Origin of the sequence: Janthinobacterium sp. LS2A (assembly GCF_036543145.1) — a bacterium.
Taxonomy (GTDB): Bacteria; Pseudomonadota; Gammaproteobacteria; order Burkholderiales; family Burkholderiaceae_D; genus Janthinobacterium; species Janthinobacterium aestuarii.
Genome location: NZ_JAZHPB010000002.1, coordinates 670,679 through 686,767, shown reverse-complemented (window position 1 = coordinate 686,767; position 16,089 = coordinate 670,679). Strand labels below are relative to the sequence as shown.

Annotated in this window: 14 protein-coding genes; 9 read left to right on the top strand and 5 right to left on the bottom strand. The window is 64.8% G+C overall.

Annotated elements, in window-relative coordinates:
• Nucleotides 1–72: 72 nt before the first annotated feature.
• Together V3C40_RS08905 and V3C40_RS08900 are read right to left on the bottom strand one after the other, a co-directional pair.
• Nucleotides 73–414, bottom strand: a complete 342-nt coding sequence (locus V3C40_RS08905) for a hypothetical protein (RefSeq protein WP_331777204.1) — start codon at nucleotides 412–414, stop codon at nucleotides 73–75.
• Complete coding sequence (locus V3C40_RS08900; protein ID WP_034746168.1) at nucleotides 415–1,143, bottom strand: hypothetical protein; 729 nt, start codon at nucleotides 1,141–1,143, stop codon at nucleotides 415–417.
• Nucleotides 1,144–1,334: 191 nt separating this feature from the next.
• On the opposite strand from V3C40_RS08900, the gene V3C40_RS08895 reads away from it, so the two are divergent.
• Nucleotides 1,335–3,107: a GGDEF domain-containing protein gene (locus V3C40_RS08895; protein WP_319990591.1), complete on the top strand. Its 1,773-nt coding sequence runs from the start codon at nucleotides 1,335–1,337 to the stop codon at nucleotides 3,105–3,107.
• Here V3C40_RS08895 and V3C40_RS08890 read toward each other — a convergent pair.
• A complete protein-coding gene (locus V3C40_RS08890; protein ID WP_331777203.1) occupies nucleotides 3,097–3,579 on the bottom strand; it encodes a CinA family protein in 483 nt (160 codons plus the stop codon). The two genes, V3C40_RS08895 and V3C40_RS08890, sit on opposite strands and share 11 nt — an antisense overlap.
• A gap of 223 nt (nucleotides 3,580–3,802) precedes the next feature.
• On the opposite strand from V3C40_RS08890, the gene V3C40_RS08885 reads away from it, so the two are divergent.
• Genes V3C40_RS08885 through V3C40_RS08875 form a run of 3 tightly spaced genes read left to right on the top strand, consistent with a single transcriptional unit; the run spans nucleotide 3,803 to nucleotide 9,036 of the window.
• A complete protein-coding gene (locus tag V3C40_RS08885; protein WP_175444472.1) occupies nucleotides 3,803–4,420 on the top strand; it encodes a YfiR family protein in 618 nt (205 codons plus the stop codon).
• Nucleotides 4,421–6,451 carry an ATP-binding protein gene (locus tag V3C40_RS08880; protein WP_331777202.1) on the top strand — a complete coding sequence of 677 codons (2,031 nt, stop codon included), beginning with the start codon at nucleotides 4,421–4,423 and terminating at the stop codon, nucleotides 6,449–6,451. It begins immediately after the preceding gene.
• The gene (locus V3C40_RS08875) at nucleotides 6,448–9,036 is read left to right on the top strand and encodes an EAL domain-containing protein (protein WP_331777201.1); all 2,589 of its coding nucleotides are present in this window, start codon (nucleotides 6,448–6,450) and stop codon (nucleotides 9,034–9,036) included. Before V3C40_RS08880 ends, V3C40_RS08875 begins: the two co-directional genes overlap by 4 nt.
• 1 nt (nucleotide 9,037) lies before the next feature.
• Here V3C40_RS08875 and thiL read toward each other — a convergent pair whose 3' ends face one another.
• Nucleotides 9,038–10,018 (bottom strand): thiamine-phosphate kinase, encoded by a 981-nt coding sequence (gene thiL / locus V3C40_RS08870; protein ID WP_331777200.1) that lies wholly within the window; start codon nucleotides 10,016–10,018, stop codon nucleotides 9,038–9,040.
• A gap of 89 nt (nucleotides 10,019–10,107) precedes the next feature.
• On the opposite strand from thiL, the gene V3C40_RS08865 reads away from it, so the two are divergent.
• Nucleotides 10,108–10,713, top strand: coding sequence for a hypothetical protein (locus V3C40_RS08865; RefSeq protein ID WP_331777199.1), 606 nt, complete (start codon nucleotides 10,108–10,110; stop codon nucleotides 10,711–10,713).
• Here the strand turns inward: V3C40_RS08865 and V3C40_RS08860 are convergent.
• Nucleotides 10,710–11,231, bottom strand: a complete 522-nt coding sequence (locus V3C40_RS08860) for a MarR family winged helix-turn-helix transcriptional regulator (RefSeq protein WP_331777198.1) — start codon at nucleotides 11,229–11,231, stop codon at nucleotides 10,710–10,712. The genes V3C40_RS08865 and V3C40_RS08860 overlap by 4 nt on opposite strands.
• Before the next feature lie 120 nt (nucleotides 11,232–11,351).
• Here V3C40_RS08860 and V3C40_RS08855 point away from each other — a divergent pair, with 120 nt between their 5' ends.
• The 4 genes from V3C40_RS08855 to V3C40_RS08840 all read left to right on the top strand — a co-directional run bounded on the left by V3C40_RS08855 (nucleotide 11,352) and on the right by V3C40_RS08840 (nucleotide 16,041).
• Nucleotides 11,352–12,545: an MFS transporter gene (locus V3C40_RS08855; protein ID WP_331777197.1), complete on the top strand. Its 1,194-nt coding sequence runs from the start codon at nucleotides 11,352–11,354 to the stop codon at nucleotides 12,543–12,545.
• 40 nt (nucleotides 12,546–12,585) lie between these two features.
• A complete protein-coding gene (locus V3C40_RS08850; protein ID WP_331777196.1) occupies nucleotides 12,586–13,179 on the top strand; it encodes an SMI1/KNR4 family protein in 594 nt (197 codons plus the stop codon).
• On the top strand, nucleotides 13,172–13,537 hold the full coding sequence (locus tag V3C40_RS08845; RefSeq protein ID WP_331777195.1) for a hypothetical protein: 366 nt from the start codon (nucleotides 13,172–13,174) through the stop codon (nucleotides 13,535–13,537). The genes V3C40_RS08850 and V3C40_RS08845 overlap by 8 nt, the downstream gene beginning before the upstream one ends.
• Nucleotides 13,538–13,722: 185 nt before the next feature.
• On the top strand, nucleotides 13,723–16,041 hold the full coding sequence (locus tag V3C40_RS08840; RefSeq protein WP_034746204.1) for an NADP-dependent malic enzyme: 2,319 nt from the start codon (nucleotides 13,723–13,725) through the stop codon (nucleotides 16,039–16,041).
• The last annotated feature ends 48 nt before the right edge of the window (nucleotides 16,042–16,089 follow it).

Sequence of the window (16,089 nt, the reverse complement as noted above, 5' to 3'; positions counted from 1 at the left end):
GTGGAGAAGACGCTGCGGCTCGCTCGTGGCTGGCGCAGCGCGACGGTGCTACGGTCGTTACTACGGTCGGTGCTACAGTGTATACAGCAGGGCCGCGCCGCCGAGCACCAGCAGCGCGCAGGCGACGGAGACGATGGCCGCCGCGCCCAGCAAGCGCCATTCGCGCGGAGAAAACCAAGCGGCGGACAGCGGCGCTTGCGGCGCAGGCTGGGGCACGGCCGCAGGCAAGCCGCCCGCCGCGCGCGCCTGGGCCGCCAGCGCCTGCGTGGCGGCGTCGAGCAGGGCTAGCTGGCGCTCGACGGTTTCCGCCAGCACGGCTTCGTTCAGCGCCACGAGGGCGAATATCGGGTCATCGACATCGACCTTGATGCCCGTCTTGTCGAACACGTGGCTGCGCAGTTTGTGCCGGTCCATCTACCACTGCACCTTGTCGAGCTGTTCGAAGATGTCGCGGTAGACGACCTTGATGCGCTGCTTTTCCATGATGTTGAACTTGTCGTTCTGCAGCACTTCCTGCATCGTCAGGCGCGCCGTGTTCATTTTCTTGACGTCCGCGCCAAAGGTGTCGGGATTGCGCTGGCTCAGGGTGATGCTGCCTTTCACGCGCGCGCGGTTGTCGCTGTACGACTGCGATTCGACGAATTGCTTGCCGGACGCCGATTGCAGCAGGCCGAAGTGTTCGTTTTGCCACAGCACCAGCGGCACCTTCGTCGATTGGGCTGTCGCGACAAAACCCGTGGCCGTGTCGTGCAAGGTATCGCCGCCGCCGACGATGGTGTGGATGTAGACCTTGCGGCCCGATTCTTCCAGCAGCGAAAAACAGTCGTTTTCCAGCAAGTAGCCCATCAGCGGCGAAAACGTGTTCGCGCCATTGTCGATCACGCAGTTGCCGTCCGTGTCGAGAATGTCGATCATCAGCGCGTCGAAGCGTTTCGGGTCGATGTTGCGCGCATCCGTCATCACGGGCACGTGCTTGACGTTCATCGCCTTGTAGCGCGAGAACGTGGCGTTTTCCTGATCGGTGTCATAGCAGCGCAAAGGCGTGTCGTCCTTGCCGCCTATCCACTGGGCCAGCAGGGTCGAGACGAGGGTCTTGCCGATGCCGCCCTTGCCCTGCAGGATGAAATGTACCGTGTTTTGCATTGCGACTACTCCAAGTTGTTGCGTCAGTGACAATCAAAGATCCGTGACAGCGGCGACTGGCATTTTTACCACAATCCTTTGCAAATATGCCATGCGGAACAGCGAATCTGGTTATGATGTTAATCAGGATACCATTGATGTAGAGCAAGTTTTGTGTGAAAAATCCACCCAAGAGTGTGAACGAGGACGCAGTGCCGATCTCCAGTCTCGATAAAGCCGACATTGACCGTCTGAATCAGCAAGCCCTGTCTTGCCTGGTCGGCAACCGCCGCCAGGCGCGCCGGCTGGCGCAGATGGCGCTGGCGGCCGCGCAACGACAACAGTATGCGCGCGGCGGCGCGTATGCGGAACTCAATCATTGCTGGCTCGCGTATTACGCGGGCGAGGCCGAACCGTCATGCGAGCGCCTGGGCGCGTATTTCCAGCACAGCGGCGACCTGGAAGGGGGCATGGAAGTGGCCGCCCTGCAGGGCGCGTATGCGAGCCGGCGCGGCGATTTTGCCGATGCCGAGCAGCATTTCCTGCAGGCGCGCAGCCAGGCCGCGCAGATACCCGACTCGCTGCACAAATTCATGCTGTACGCGCGCCTGGGCGTCGATGCCTTGAATCGTGGCGATACGCAGGACGGCCCGCGCAACTTCCTGCTGGCGCTCGACATCGCCGAGCGCTTCGGCAGCCCCGCGCACCGGGTCAACAGCCTGTCGAACCTGGCGTCGTCGCAGCATGACCTGGGCAACGATGAAGACGCGATTCCCCTGCTGGTCGAGGCGCTCGAGATCATCGGCACGCAAAAGCTCAAATATCAGCAAACCATCGTGTCGGCCAACCTGGCCATGTGTTTATTGGCCACGGGCAAGCCGGCCGAGGCGCTGGCGCTGGTGGAACCGTTTTACGAGTGGCCGGAAGAAGACCTGGCCGTGCGCGCCTTTCTTTTCTGCATCGCCGCCCACGCCGCGATCCTGCTGCGCCAGCCCGATAGTGCCCTGCAATTGCTGTTGCGGGCCGAAGAGTACGCGCGCCGGGGTCAGGACCTGGAAGAGCAGATGCATGCGTGGCTGGTGCGCGGCAAGCTCGACTTGCACGCGGGCCAGACGGCGCAGGCGCTGGCGTCGCTGACGCAGGCGCACAGCCTGCTGAGCTGGACGCGCAATCCGTTTCACCAGCAGCAGATCCTGCGCGGCTTGTCCGACATCAATGCCCAGCTGGGCGAATGGCAGGCCGCGTATGGTTTCCTGCAGCAATACCAGGCCGCGTACGAGGCCAGCAGCAAGTCGGCGCGCGCGTCGCGCAGCCTGATGCGCAATCTGGAAAAGGAAATGCATAGCCTGAAAGCCGAGCGCGACAAGGCACTGGAGCTGCAGGCGGCGCGCGAATCGGAAAACGTCAAGCTCGAACACCTGAACCGCGAACTGGCGCACCAGATCCTGCACGTCAATTCCCTGCAGGACAGCCTGAAGGAACAGGCCATGCGCGACCACCTGACGGGCTTGTACAACCGCCGCCATTTTGAAACCTGCCTCAATGCCATCCTGCACGAGGCCGATGCGGATGCGCCCGTGGCCATCGCCATCATCGACCTGGACTTTTTCAAGCGCGTCAACGATACCTACGGGCACAACTTTGGCGACGAAGTGCTGATCCAGTTCGCGCGCCTGGTGGAAGGCCAGCTGCGCGGCACCGATATGGTCTGCCGCTATGGCGGCGAGGAATTCTGCCTGCTGTTGCGCGAAGCCGACAGCCTCATCGCGGCGCACAAGATCGACGATATCGCCGCGCGCTACCGCCAGCTGCTGATCCAGCAGGCGCCGCACAGCTTGACGGGCTGTACCTTTTCGGCCGGCATCGCCGAATATCCGCGCCACGGCGCCGGCCGCCACGAATTGCTGATGCGCGCCGACAGCGCGCTGTATGCGGCCAAGCAGGCGGGCCGCGACCGCGCCTGCATCGCCGACGCTACTGGATAAAGCGCAGCAGTTCGCGCAGCGCGTGCGCCACGGCCTGCTCGCGCACGGCCTGGCGGTCACCCGAAAATACCAGCCGCTGCGTCTGCACGCGCCCGTCCATGGCCCAGCCGAAGCAGACAGTGCCGACGGGCTTGCCCGGCACGCCGCCCGTGGGGCCGGCGATGCCCGTGGTCGAGACGGCCACCTGGGCTTCGCTGTGGACCAGGCTGCCTTGCGCCATGGCGGCGGCCACTTCCTCGCTGACGGCGCCGTGTGCGGCGATCAGTTCGGCAGGCACGCCCAGCATGCCGCTCTTGGCCCCGTTGGAGTACGTAACGAAACCCCGTTCGAACCAGGCGCTCGAGCCCGGGATATCGGTGACGGCCTGCGCCACGCCGCCGCCCGTGCACGATTCGGCCGTGGCCAGCAGCAGGCCTTTCGCCTGCAATGCCAGGCCGACTGCGGTGGAGAGGGGGACGAGTTCCTTGCTCATGGATGACTCCTGCATGCGGTGAAAATGGTGGCAAGACTGTAGCATGGCCGACGGCAAAAGAAACTTTCCCCGGTACCAGCGAAAATGCGTACACTCTTTTATACATTTGCTACCACTTCGGGCCGGCAGGCGCTCTGTCGCTACGCCACCCAGGTGCGCATCGCTCGAACAGGCAAGCGGCATGGTGCCGCGCCTTCGTATGCATTATCTTTACTCGGTTGTCATGGTAATTCTGAACTGGACCTGGTGGCGTCATCCTGGCCCCTTGCGCCGCCCCGCGCGCGGTGCCGCTTGCCGTTCCCTGCGCTGGGGCTGGCTATTGCTGCTTTTGGGCGTGCTGTGCGCCGATGCGCGATCGCAGGTGCCGGGGGAACTGGAACGCCAGGTCAAGGCCGGATATCTGTACAAGTTCGCCGGCTATGTCGAATGGCCCGACGGCAGCTTTGCCCGGCCCGACTCGCCGCTGGTGATCGGCGTGGCGGGCGCCGATGCGCTGGCCGAGCAGCTCGAACAGAGCGTGGCCGGGCATAGCGTCAACGGCCGCGCCGTGCAGGTGAAGAAAGTACGCCGCGGCGAAGCGCTGGCCGGGCTGCACGTGCTGTACCTGGGGGCGCTGGAGAAAACGGCGCTGCAGGAAATGCTGGCCGCCAGCCGTGGCCTGGCGTTGCTGACGGTGTCCGATTCGGATGAGGTCTACGCGATGGGCAGCATGATCAATTTTGTGATGGCCGAAGACAAGGTCCGCTTCGACGTGGCCTTGAAACCCGTGGCGCAGGCGCATATCCGCATCAGCGCGCGCATGCTGCTGGCCGCCTACCGCGTGCAGACGGGAGGCGCCTAGATGATCAGACTGCGTTCCATCCGCCACAAGCTGATGTCGGTGGTCTTGCTGACCACCCTGGTGGCGCTCGTCATTTCGCTGGGCACCATCGTCGTCTACGACTTGCGCGCCTACCACCGCAACCTGGTGGCCGACATCAGTACCCAGGCCGAGCTGCTCGGGCATATGAGTTCGGCCGCGCTGGCCTTCGACGACGAACGCCTGGCGCTGGAAAACCTCAATTTGATGCGCATCCGCCCGCGCGTGACGGCCGGCGCCCTGTACAAGGCCGACGGCAGCCTGTTTGCCAGCTACCGCGCGCATCAGCACGTGGGCGAACTGCCGGCGAAGGCGGGCCAGGAAGGCGTCAGCATCGCGGGCAAATCCGTCGAATTGTTCAAACCCATCGTCGACAATGGCGAACTGCTGGGCACCGTGTATCTGCGCGCCGATTACGAGCTGGCCGGCCGCACGGCCGATTACCTGGCCATCGCGCTGGGCGTGACGGTGCTGGCGCTGCTGGTGGCCTTGCTGCTGCTGCGCCGCCTCGATTTCGTCATCACGCAGCCGATCCTCGACATCGCCGACGTGGCGCGCGAAGTGATCGAGACGGGCGATTATTCGCGCCGCGCGCGCAAGCTCAGCGTCGACGAAGTGGCGCAGCTGGTCGATTCCTTCAACAAGATGCTGGCCGAGATCGAGCTGCGCACGCAGGCGCTGGAGCGCTCGAACGGCGAGCTGGCGAGCGAAGCCGAGCAGCGCACCGAGGCGCAGCAGGAAGTCATGCGCCTGAACCAGGAACTGGAAGTGCGCGTGCACGAGCGCACGATGCAGCTGGAAATGACGAATGGCGAATTGGCCATGGCGATGGAAGAGGCGCGCAGCGCCAACTACGCCAAGTCGGCGTTTTTGTCGTCGATGAGCCATGAATTGCGCACGCCGCTCAACGCCATCCTGGGCTTCGCACAAATCCTCAGTTCCGACCGCCTGCCGTCGACCCTGGAACAAAAGAAGGAGTTCGCCGGCCATATCCTGAAATCGGGGCGCCACCTGCTGACACTGATCAATGAAATCCTCGACCTGGCCAAGGTGGAGTCAGGCACGGTCAGCCTGTCGCTGGAACCGGTGGGTCTGGACGCCATCTTGCAGGAATGCCGCGACATGATCGCGCCGCTGGCCAGCCAGCGCGGCATCGGCATGACCTTCCCCGACGCCTGCCCCCTGAACGTGCTGGCCGACCGCACGCGCCTCAAGCAAATCCTGTTGAACCTGTTATCGAATGCGCTCAAGTACAACCGCGAGCAGGGGCAGGTGGCCATCGATTGCGCGCCGCAGGCGGGCGGCCGGGTGCGCATCAGCGTGCGCGATACGGGAGTGGGCCTCGACGGCGAGCAGGTGGCGCTGCTGTTCCAGCCGTTCAACCGGCTGGGGCAGGAGGGCGGCACGGAAGAAGGCAGCGGCATCGGCCTGGTGGTCACCAAGCGCCTGGTGGAGCTGATGGATGGCAGCATCGGCGTGACCAGCGCACCCGGCGAGGGCAGCACCTTCTGGATCGAGCTGCGCGTGGTCGACGCCTTGCCCATGCCTGCGGCCCCCGCCTTGCCGCGGCCGGACCTGGCCGGGGCGCTGCTCGATCACAGCGCCCCCGTGACCTTGCTGTACGTGGAAGACAATCCCGCCAACCTGACCCTGGTCGAGGAAATCGTGCGCTACTGCCCGCAATTGCAGCTGTTGACGGCCACCGATGGCCGCCTGGGCGTGGAAATGGCGCGCACGCACCTGCCGCAGCTGATCCTGATGGACATCAATCTGCCGAACGTGAATGGCACGGACGCGCTGAAACTGCTGCGCGCCGATCCGCGCACGGCGCACATTCCCGTCATCGCCCTGACGGCCAACGCCATGCCGGGCGACGTCGAGCGCAGCATGGCGCTGGGGTTCTACCGCTATCTGACCAAGCCGATCAACCTCGATGAATTTACCGAGGCGATCAACAGCACCCTGGCCTATGTGGCGCAGCAGCGCCGGCAGAAGGGAACGGGCGCGCCATGATCAGCCAGGCCGATATCTACGCGGCGAAAATTCTCCTCGTCGACGACCAGGAAGTCAATCTGCGCCTGCTCGAGCATTTGCTGCAAAGCGGCGGCTACACGGCCATCACCAGTACCCTCGACGCGCGCGCCGTGGCCGGCCTGCACCAGCGCCACCAGTTCGACCTGATCATCCTCGACCTGGTGATGCCCGGCATGAGCGGCTACGAGGTGATGGATGCCCTGCGTCCGCTGGAGCTGGAAGGCTACCTGCCCGTGCTGGTGATCGCCGCTGACCCGGACGCCAAGTTGGCGGCGCTGGAAGCGGGCGCGCGCGACTTCATCAGCAAGCCCTTCGACGCGCTCGAGGTACTCACGCGCATCCGCAACATGCTCGAAGTGCGTCTGCTGCACCGCGCCGCGCGCCACTACAACACCCTGCTCGAACGCACGGTGGGCCAGCGCACGGCCGAACTGCAGCGCTTTCGCGGCGCCATGGATGCCACCACGGACGCCATCTTCCTCGTCGACGTGCTGGGCATGACGCTGGTCGACGTCAACGACGGCGCTTGCCGTTTGCTTGGCTATGCGCGCACCGAACTGCTGGCGCTGGCGCCGGGCACCTTGCTGCCATCGCCGCCGGCCCCGCCGCTGGCCGCGCTGCCGGGCGGCGCGGCCCATCTGGCCACGGAAGTGACGGAGTGCGAACTGGTGCGGCACGACCTGAGCCTGATCCCCGTGGAACTGGGCTGGCACTGGTATGCGCAAGCGCCCGTGACGGGCGGCTATTCTGGCACCCCTGGCGCGGGCGGCCTGCTGCTGATCGCCGTGGCGCGCGACATCAGCGAGCGGCGCCAGGCGCAGGAGCGCCTCAAGCACCTGGCCCATTACGATGGCTTGACGGGACTGCCGAACCGCAGCCTGTTCTACCAGACCCTGGCCCAGGCCGTGGAACTGGCGCAAGAGAAAAGCTGGCGCATCGTGGTGCTGTTCATCGCGCTCGACCGTTTTAAAAGCATCAACGACACCCTGGGCGCGGCGCTGGGCGACGAGCTGCTGCGCCAGTTCAGCAACCGCCTCGTCGAATGCGTGCGCCTGCGCGACACGGTGGGTCGATTGGGCAACGACGAATTCGCGCTGATATTGACGATGAGCCGCAACCAGCAGGAAGCCGTCGCCGTGGCCAACCAGGTGCGTGAAGCCTTGCGCGCGCCATTCGACTTGCGCGGCCACGCGGCCACCCTGACGGCCAGCATCGGCATCGCCATGTATCCGGACGACGCCACCGACCCGGAAACCCTGATCAAATACGCGAATACGGCCATGGGCGGCGCCAAGCAGGCGGGTCGCGACGGCTACCGCTTTTTCACGGCCGGCATGAACGTGCAGGTGCTGGCGCGCCTGGACCTGGAACTGGCGCTGCGCCATGCGCTCGAACACGATCAATTCATCCTGTACTACCAGCCCAAGGTGGATTTGCGCACGGGCCGCATCAGCGGCGTGGAAGCGCTGCTGCGCTGGCGCCGTCCCGGCTACGGCCTGGTGGCGCCCGCCGAATTCGTGCCCGTGCTGGAAGACACGGGGTTGATCGTGCGCGTGGGTGCCTGGGTGATCCAGGCTGCCTGCCGCCAGATCGCCGAGTGGCGCGACAGCGAAGTGGGGCCCGTGCACGTGGCCGTGAATGTGTCGAGCCGCCAGTTTGCCGAAGGCGACCTGGAAGGCGAAGTGACGCGCGCGCTGGCGCATCACAACGTGGCGCCGGAATTGCTGGAACTGGAATTGACGGAAACGGCGCTGATGTCGAACGCCGAGCGCACCATCGTCGTGCTGGGAAAATTGAAAAAAATCGGCGTGAAGGTGGCCATCGACGATTTCGGCACCGGTTATTCGAGCCTCGCGTATCTGCAGCGCTTCCCCATCGACAAGCTGAAGATCGACATCGCCTTTGTGCGCAACATCACCAGCAACCCGAACGACGCGGCCATCGCGCTGGCCATCGTCAGCATGGCGCACAGCCTGAAGCTGAGTGTCGTGGCCGAGGGCGTGGAATCGCGTCCGCAGCTCGAATACCTGCGGCGCAACCGCTGCGACGAGATCCAGGGCTTTTATTTCAGCCGCGCCCTGCCGGCGCTGGAACTGGGGCAGATGATCGTCGCCGGCGCCGGCCTGCCGCCCGGCCACGACCCGGCCGCGCAGCCCGCGCAGACGCTGCTCATCGTCGACGACGACGTCAACGTGCTGTCGTCGCTGCACCGCCTGTTCCGTCCCGAGGGTTACCAGATCCTGACGGCCAGCACGCCGGCCGAAGGGTTTGAAATGCTGGCCCTGCACAGGGTGCACGTGATCGTCTGCGACCAGCGCATGCCGAGCATGAGCGGCACGGAATTCCTCAGCAAGGTGAAGGAGCTGTACCCGGAAACCATCCGCATCATCCTGTCCGGCTACACGGGCCTGGAAGCCGTGCTCGACTCGATCAACCGTGGCGCCATCTACCGTTTCTATACGAAACCGTGGGACGACACCCAGCTGCGCGACAACATCCGCCTGGCCTTCCAGCACTACTGGATGGTGAACCAGCCGGGGCTGGCGCGGGTGGCGGTGCGCTAGCTCAATCGGTGAAGTGGTCGAAGGAAGACAGCTGCAGATCGAGCGGCTGCCCTGCCGCATCCACCAGCCGCAAGCCCGCTTTGGCCTCGATGCTGCCCACGCGCGTGGCTGGTGTGCCGCAGCTGGCCGCCAGGGCGGCGATGGCGTCGCGCGAGGCAGCGGGCGCCGTGAAGCACAATTCATAATCGTCGCCGCCGGCGGCCGTGTAGCGGCGGCGCAAGCCTGTTTCCTGCTGCGCCAGCACGGGGCCGGCAGGCAGGGCGTCGACGTCGAGCGTGGCGCCCACCTGCGAAGCTTTCAAGATGTGGCCGAGGTCTCCCACCAGGCCGTCCGAGATGTCGATGGCCGCATGCGCGAGGCCCGCTTCGGCCAGCGCGCAGCCGAGCGCCACGCGCGGCGTCGGCGTGTGCATGCGCGCGCCTGCCATGGCCAGGTCGGCTGGCGACAATGCCTGTTCCCTGCGGTAGCCGGCCAAGGCCAGGCGCGCGTCGCCCAGGGTGCCGCTGACCCAGATGTCGTCACCCGCCACGGCCGCGCTGCGGCGCAAGGCCTGGCCCGGCGCCAGCTCGCCGAACACGGTGATGCAGATATTCAAAGGGCCCTTGGTGGTGTCGCCGCCGATCAATTCGCAGCCGAAGGCGTCGGCCAGCGCAAACAGGCCGTCGGCAAAGCCGGCCAGCCAGGCGCGCTCCGCTTGCGGCAGGGCCAGGGCCAGGGTAAATGCCACGGGGCGCGCGCCCATGGCGGCCAGGTCGGACAAATTCACGGCCAGGCTTTTGTGGCCGAGCATGCGGGCGTCGGCGCCGGCAAAGAAGTGCCGGTCCTCGACCAGCATGTCCGACGAGATGGCGATCTGCTTGCCGGCGCCGGGCGTGATCAGCGCGCAATCGTCGCCGATGCCCAGTGTGGCGCGGCCGGGGCGCTGGCGCACGAAATATTGTTTGATCAGGTCGAATTCGGAAAGCGCGTCGTGTGGGGCCATGGCGTGGTCAGTTCGTTGAATGAGGGTGTGGCCCGGCTATTATAGGCTGGCATACAATAGGCGCCTTTGCCACTGCCGAACAGCTTGCCATGCCCCTCCCCGATATTCACGTCTTACTGCAATCCTGGCTCGACCACGGCTGGCTGCGCGACCCGCAAGCCGTCGGCTTGCACACCTTCGAGGCGCAGGAGCTGGCGACGAGCGGCTTCGACGCCATCAGCGACGGCGACCAGCTGTGCCTGTACGAAGATGCGCGCCTGTTCCGCCGCGCCGGCCGGCCCGTGCCGGCGTCGTTCAAGGTGTATCTGCAGCGCGGCCAGCTGGGCGCGAATGGCCTGGAACTCGGTTATCAGGTGCACCTGGCCGGTTTTCTGCGCGCGGCGCGGCAGCCCTTGCCGGCGTGTCGCGTGCTGCTGGAACAAGGTGGCCGCAGCGGCGCCTTGCTGTTCGAGAATGGCCTGGTGCTGCAGTTTTGCGCCAACTTGCGCGGCAAGCCCCGTCATTACTACCTGACCCTCGTCGAGGGGCATGTGGCCGATGCCCAGCTGCCGGACCGCGACAGCGATATCGACTTGCGCGCGGCCAGCGCGCGCCATGTCCAGGCCATCTACGACAGCCGCGACCCTGCCGAACTGCGGCGCCTGGCCCGGCGCGGCAATGCGGCGCTGCGCGAATTGGCGAGTCTGCTCGCCTAGGCTTTCTTCGCCTGCGCCATGCCGTGCAGCAGCTTGGCCAGCAACTGGTCGAGCTGGCGCTGCTCGTCCGCGCTGAGCGCCGACAGCATGGCGCGCTCGTTCTCCACGTGCAGCAGCACGAGCTTTTCTATCAATTCCAATCCCCTTTGTGTCAGGGCCACCAGCACGCCGCGCCGGTCCGTCGGGTGCTTCTGGCGCTCGATCCAGCCGGCCGCTTCCAGCCGGTCGATGCGGTTGGTCATGCCGCCCGAGGACAGCATGGCCGCTTCGTACAGGGCCGTCGGCGTCAGGCTGTAGGGCGCGCCCGAGCGGCGCAAGGTCGCCAGCACGTCGAATTCGCCCGGCTGCAAGCCGTGTTCCGCGAACAGCGGATTGAGCCAGTCGCGCGCCATCAGCTGCGCCACCGTGCCCAGCTGGCCCACCAGCTGCATGGCGCGCGTGTCCATCTGCGGCAGTTCGCGCTGCCATTGTGCGGCGGCAAATTGCGCGCGCGTGTGTTCTTGCGGGGTAGTTGTCATGGGCATCCATTTATCTTGACCTCAAGATAGATTTCTATCTTTATGTTAAGATACTTTTCATCGAGTCATATTTGATGACGCATTAAACCATGTGCCTCCCAGCGAGGCAAGGACTATCCCATGCCTTCCGCCCGACCTGCCGCATCCCTTTCTGCTTCAGCTTCTTCGGCCCTGCTGGTGGCTGCCGTCATCCTGCTGGGCTTGAACCTGCGGCCCATCCTGGCCGCCATCGGCCCCTTGCTCGACAGTATTCAGGCCGGCACGGGCCTCAGCAATGCCGATGCGGGCTTGCTGACCACCGTGCCCGTGTTCGCCATGGGCCTGTGCGCGCTGGCGGGCGCGCAGCTGCAGCGCCGGCTGGGCGTGGCGCGCGGCATCTCGCTGGGCATCGCCATCATCGCTGCCGCCTGCGCGCTGCGCTGGCCCTTGCATGGCAGCGGCGGCCTGATCGCCACGGCGGCCCTGGGCGGCCTGGGCATCGCGCTGGTGCAAGCCTTGCTGCCCGCCTTCATCAAACGCCATTTCCCCGAGCGGGCAGGCCAGCTGATGGGCTTTTATACGACGGGCATCATGGGCGGCGCCGCCATTGCCGCCGCGTCCGCTTCACCGTTGGCGCAATCGCTGGGCTGGCAGGCGCTGCTGGCCCTGTGGGCGCTGCCGGCCGTGGCCGCCGCGCTGCTGTGGCGCCGGGCAGCCGCTTCGCGCGTGGAGGTATCCAGCGGCGCGGGCGCCAGCCTGCCCGTGGGCAGTGGCCGCGCCTGGTTGCTGATGGTGTTCTTTGGCATCGGCACGGGCGCGTACACCTTGGTGCTGGCCTGGCTGCCGCCGTTTTACACGGAGCTGGGCTGGAGCGCGGCCGACAGCGGCTTGCTGCTCGGCGGCCTGACCCTCGTGGAGGTGCTGGCGGGACTGGTAATTTCCAGCATCATCCACCGTTTTCCCGACCGCCGCATCCTGTTGCTGTCGGTGCTGCTGGCCGTGCTGGGCGGCCTGGCCTGCCTGATTGTGGCGCCCGCGCAACTGGCGTTGCCCGCCGTGATATTACTGGGCTGCGGCATCGGCGCTTTGTTCCCCTTGTCGCTGATCGTCAGCATGGACCACGTGGTTGAGCCGGCCGGCGCCGGCGCACTGCTCGGTTTCGTGCAGGGCGGAGGCTACATCATCGCCAGCAGCATGCCGTTCATCGCCGGCCTGATACGCCAGCACTCGTCCAGCCTGGCCCAGGCGTGGATGGTGATGGCGGCCGGCGTCGTGGTGCTGCTGCTGATCGCCGTGCGCTTCGCGCCCGGGGCGCGGCTGGCCAATGCCCGCTAAGGTGCGCGTGCCGTGTGCCGGCAGCTGATATATTTCGCCCATGCACATCGTCGACCACTATTTGGCAGGATTGCGCCAGGCCTTGCCACCGGAGCCGCTGGCGGAGCTGGCGCTGGCCAGCGGCGCCAGCGCGGCACAACTGGCCAGCTTGCGTGACACGTATCCGCTGTGCCCGGACAGCCTGCTGCGCTTGCTGGGCCAGTACAACGGCACCTATTATCAGGAGTACGCGGGCGGCATGGTGCTGGTGTACATGCTGGGCTCGGACGTGTTCGAGTATCCGTATTACCTGAGTTCCGTCGAGCAGATCCTGCAGGACGGGCAGGCGAACCAGCGCAGCATCGCCGATATCTATGGCCATTACCTGGAGGAAGATCCCGGCATCGTCGACGCCCGCATCGACGCCGGTATCCAGCAAGGCCAGCGCCTGTGTTTTTCGCATTGCATGAACAACGGCGGCTCTTCGCGGCTGTATATCGATTTCACGCCCACGGCGTCGGGCAAGGTCGGGCAGGTCGTGCGCTTCCTGCATGACCCCGACAATTACCAGGTCATCGCCGACAGCTTCGACGCTTATCTGCAAATGCTGATCGATGGCGATTATGCATTCCTGATCGAGGACTATTTTGAATAGTCGCGCCACGCCGCCATCCCTGCTGCCCGCCAACCGCCGCATCGTGCTGTCCGGCGAGGATGCGCTGCGCATCCTGCGCGAGATCGAATTTTTGTTAATGTCGCTCAATAACATCGGCCGCCATTATTATCCCGACGGCGATGATGACGGCGCCGATGCCCAGCGCCGTGCGCAGTATTGCGCCGAGACGACGCGCTTCATCGACGCGCAGCAGGCGACGACGCGCCTGGCGCTGATGCGCCGCATCCTGTCCGCGCCCTTCGACGACACCCTGGGCGCGGATGATATGGACGATATCGAGCGCGCCGTCGCCGCGCTGCCGCTGTGGCGCGCTCCGGTCAGTGATCACAAAAACTAATTGAAATGTAAAATTCGATAGTTTTTCCTGTTGAGGACGTTTGTGCCGCCGGACGGCCTTACAATGCTAGGTTATGCGTTTTCGTGATATCAGACTGTGGCTAGCGGAAAATACCTAGCTAATTGAAAGAATCGGTCTGATAAAATCCGGAACACCCGATCGACCAAACAGGAAGGCAGCACAGCATGGATTCGTCATCTGATAAAAAAGAAGAATTGCGTCAACAATTGCGCTTGGCCGCACTCGAGTATCACGAGTGCCCGCGCCCCGGCAAAATCAGCGTGACGCCGACCAAACAACTGACCAACCAGCGCGACCTGGCACTGGCCTACTCGCCAGGCGTGGCGGCACCGTGCGAAGAAATCGTCATCGATCCGGCCAATGCCTATAAATATACGGCGCGCGGCAACCTGGTGGCCGTCATCACCAACGGCACGGCCGTGCTGGGACTGGGTAATATCGGCCCGCTGGCCGCCAAGCCGGTGATGGAAGGCAAGGGCGTGCTGTTCAAGAAATTCGCCGGCATCGACGTCTTCGACATCGAGATCAACGAGATGGATCCCGATAAACTGGTCGACATCATCGCTTCGCTGGAACCGACCTTCGGCGGCGTGAACCTGGAAGACATCAAGGCGCCCGAGTGCTTCTACATCGAGCGCCAGCTGCGCGACCGCATGAAGATTCCCGTCTTCCATGACGACCAGCACGGCACCGCCATCATCGTCGGCGCGGCCATCCTGAACGGCCTGAAAGCCGTCGGCAAGAAAATCGAGGACTGCAAACTGGTCGTCTCGGGCGCGGGCGCCGCGGCGCTGGCCTGCCTGGACCTGATCGTCGACCTGGGCTTCCCGCTCAAAAACATCTACGTCACCGACCTGGCCGGCGTCGTCTACAAGGGCCGCACGGAACTGATGGACCCGGACAAGGAACGCTTCGCGCAAGACACGCCGCTGCGTACCCTGGCCGAGATCATCCCGGACGCCGACATTTTCCTCGGCGTCTCCGCCGGCGGCGTGCTGAAGCAAGACATGGTGCGCAAGATGGCGCCGAACCCGCTGATCCTGGCGCTGGCCAACCCGAATCCGGAAATCCTGCCGGAAGAAGTCAAGGCCGTGCGCAGCGACGCCATCATCGCCACGGGCCGTTCGGACTATCCGAACCAGGTCAACAACGTGCTGTGCTTCCCGTACATCTTCCGCGGCGCCCTCGATTGCGGCGCGACGACGATCACGCGTGAAATGGAAATCGCCGTCGTGCACGCGATCGCCGACCTGGCGCATGCGGAGCAGTCCGACATCGTGGCCACCACGTACGGCATCAGCAACCTGTCGTTCGGTCCCGAATACCTGATCCCGATGCCGTTCGATCCGCGTCTGCTGATCAAGATCGCGCCGGCCGTTGCCAAGGCGGCCGAGGATTCCGGCGTCGCCACGCGTCCGATCAAGGACTTGCAAGCGTACGCGGACAGCCTGCAGCAATTCGTCTACCGCAGCGGCACCTTCATGAAGCCGTTGTTCCTGATGGCCAAATCCACGCCGGCCGAACTCAAACGCATCGTCTACGCCGAAGGCGAAGAAGAGCGCGTGCTGCGCGCCGTGCAAGTGGTGGTCGATGAAAAACTGGCGCGTCCTATCCTGGTCGGCCGTCCACCGGTGCTCGAAGCGCGCATCCAGAAGTTCGGCCTGCGCCTCAAGCAAGGCGTCGACTTCGACGTCATCAACCCGGACTTCGACGAGCGCTATCGCGATTACTGGAACACGTATTACGCGATGACGAGCCGCAAGGGCGTCACCGAGGAATACGCGAAGCTGGAAATGCGCCGCCGCCATACCCTGATCGGTTCGATGATGATACACAAGGGCGACGCCGACGGCATGATCTGCGGCACCTTCGGCACCACCCAGCTGCACCTGAAATACATCGACCAGGTGCTGGGCAAGCGCGCCGGCAGCAATGTCTACGCCGCCATGAACGTGCTGATCATGCCGGAGCGCCAGCTGGTGATGGTCGACACGCACGTCAATGAAAACCCGGACGCCGAGCAGCTGGCCGAGATCACCATCATGGCCGCCGAAGAGATGACCCGTTTCGGCCTGTCGCCGCGCGCGGCCCTGCTGTCGCACTCGAACTTCGGTTCCAGCGACAGCGCCTCGGCGCAAAAGATGCGCGCCGCCCTGGCCATCGTCAAGGAACGCGCGCCGGACCTGGAAATCGACGGCGAAATGCACGGCGATACGGCCCTCGACAGCAAGCTGCGTCAAAAACTGATGCCCAATTCGGCACTGAAGAACGACGCCAACCTGCTCGTCATGCCGAACATCGAGTCGGCCAACATCGCCTACAACCTGGTGAAAACGGCCGCCGGCAACGGCATCGCCGTGGGCCCGATCCTGCTCGGCTGCGCCAAGCCCGTGCACATTCTGACGCCATCGGCCACCGTGCGCCGCATCGTCAACATGACGGCGCTGTGTGTTGTTGACGCCGTCGCTCAGCGTAAAGTCTAAGCGTTAGCTGCGCATGAAAAGCCGCCCCGTCCGCAAGGAGGGGCGGCT

Excerpts from the sequence above, each read along its gene's own strand:
- V3C40_RS08855 (WP_331777197.1), top strand. The coding sequence starts at position 11,352 with ATGCCTTCCGCCCGACCTGCCGCATCCCTTTCTGCTTCAGCTTCTTCG.
- V3C40_RS08890 (WP_331777203.1), bottom strand. The coding sequence starts at position 3,579 with ATGAGCAAGGAACTCGTCCCCCTCTCCACCGCAGTCGGCCTGGCATTG.
- V3C40_RS08880 (WP_331777202.1), top strand. The coding sequence starts at position 4,421 with ATGATCAGACTGCGTTCCATCCGCCACAAGCTGATGTCGGTGGTCTTG.
- V3C40_RS08885 (WP_175444472.1), top strand. The coding sequence starts at position 3,803 with ATGGTAATTCTGAACTGGACCTGGTGGCGTCATCCTGGCCCCTTGCGC.
- thiL (WP_331777200.1), bottom strand. The coding sequence starts at position 10,018 with ATGGCCCCACACGACGCGCTTTCCGAATTCGACCTGATCAAACAATAT.
- V3C40_RS08905 (WP_331777204.1), bottom strand. The coding sequence starts at position 414 with ATGGACCGGCACAAACTGCGCAGCCACGTGTTCGACAAGACGGGCATC.
- V3C40_RS08850 (WP_331777196.1), top strand. The coding sequence starts at position 12,586 with ATGCACATCGTCGACCACTATTTGGCAGGATTGCGCCAGGCCTTGCCA.
- V3C40_RS08860 (WP_331777198.1), bottom strand. The coding sequence starts at position 11,231 with ATGACAACTACCCCGCAAGAACACACGCGCGCGCAATTTGCCGCCGCA.
- V3C40_RS08900 (WP_034746168.1), bottom strand. The coding sequence starts at position 1,143 with ATGCAAAACACGGTACATTTCATCCTGCAGGGCAAGGGCGGCATCGGC.
- V3C40_RS08875 (WP_331777201.1), top strand. The coding sequence starts at position 6,448 with ATGATCAGCCAGGCCGATATCTACGCGGCGAAAATTCTCCTCGTCGAC.
- V3C40_RS08840 (WP_034746204.1), top strand. The coding sequence starts at position 13,723 with ATGGATTCGTCATCTGATAAAAAAGAAGAATTGCGTCAACAATTGCGC.
- V3C40_RS08865 (WP_331777199.1), top strand. The coding sequence starts at position 10,108 with ATGCCCCTCCCCGATATTCACGTCTTACTGCAATCCTGGCTCGACCAC.